Origin of the sequence: Mesorhizobium sp. M4B.F.Ca.ET.089.01.1.1, from assembly GCF_004022605.1 — a bacterium.
Classification (GTDB): Bacteria; Pseudomonadota; Alphaproteobacteria; order Rhizobiales; family Rhizobiaceae; genus Mesorhizobium; species Mesorhizobium abyssinicae.
The window spans coordinates 1-974 of record NZ_RZOS01000945.1; the positions used below are offsets into that span (position 1 = coordinate 1).

The 974-nt window shown below is 58.8% G+C and carries 3 pseudogenes; all 3 read right to left on the reverse strand.

Going from position 1 to position 974, the window contains the following annotated elements:
• Positions 1-141 (reverse strand): annotated as a pseudogene (locus EN780_RS35230) (methylaspartate ammonia-lyase); the annotation flags it as partial.
• Positions 142-569: 428 nt separating this feature from the next.
• Positions 570-764, reverse strand: a pseudogene (locus EN780_RS41115) (transposase zinc-binding domain-containing protein); the annotation flags it as partial.
• 106 nt (positions 765-870) lie between these two features.
• Positions 871-974: pseudogene (locus EN780_RS41120) on the reverse strand (integrase); the annotation flags it as partial.

The window sequence follows — 974 nt, forward strand, 5'->3', positions numbered from 1 at the left end:
ACGAATGGCTTTGAAGCCGATCGTGACAGGTTGGCCCACATAGATGAAACCGTCGTGCGGGACGCCGGCCCTGATCGCATCTTGGTCGTCATAGAAAAATGCACCATTGCCAGGCGCAAGGAGGACGTCTTTGATCTGCACTTGCTTTGCTCGATTCCTGTCGGGCTGTATCGACGAACGGATGCAGTACGATCCGCTGCTCGCAAAGTATGCGCCTTATGGCATACAGATCGCCAATATAATCTCCCGGGTGGCGCTATCGCGTTTCCAGATGGACGGCGGCTGCCCGACTCGGACTGGCGCCCGGAAGCCCTGTGCAAAAAACCGGGCTTCCTGCCCGAACCATTTATTGGGAACGGCGTGCGCGGATTTTATGATGCCCTGCAACAGTGATCCACGCACGAGATCCTGATACATCATACGACTGGGAATCCTCAACGGGCGCTAGCAGATGTTGGACAACCCGATTCTAAAGGATCTCTCAGCAAGAGGTGTAGGTCCACCCTGTGTAAGTTTGCGACATTGCCAATGACGATCTCGCTGCCGCCGTCATAAACTGACGATGAATCCGTCTCGGCGGCCGCCTTGGACAGGATCGTGTACATCGCCGCCTTGTTCTGGAAGGCGATTGCGGCGATCTCGGCCGGCAGCATAAACACCACGTGGGAGTAGGATCGGCAGAAGCTGGTCCTGCCGCGCGGCGAGTCATTCCCGGCAGGACTTTCCTTGGGCCTTGGGGCATGGCGGTTGCGACAGGAATTGTTCGGCGGCCGCACGCGCCGAGCGGCCGGCCGAGTACAATACCTGAACGTCGATGCGGGCGATTTGCATCCCGGCCGGAAACAGCCAGCCCTGCGGTTTCCTTAGTCACCAGTCGACCCGCAGGATGTGCAGAAGCTGCGCCGAGAGCATAACCATGCGGTCCTTGCAGCCCTTGCCGTGCTCGACCCGGATCACGCCACGTCCGCTGTGAA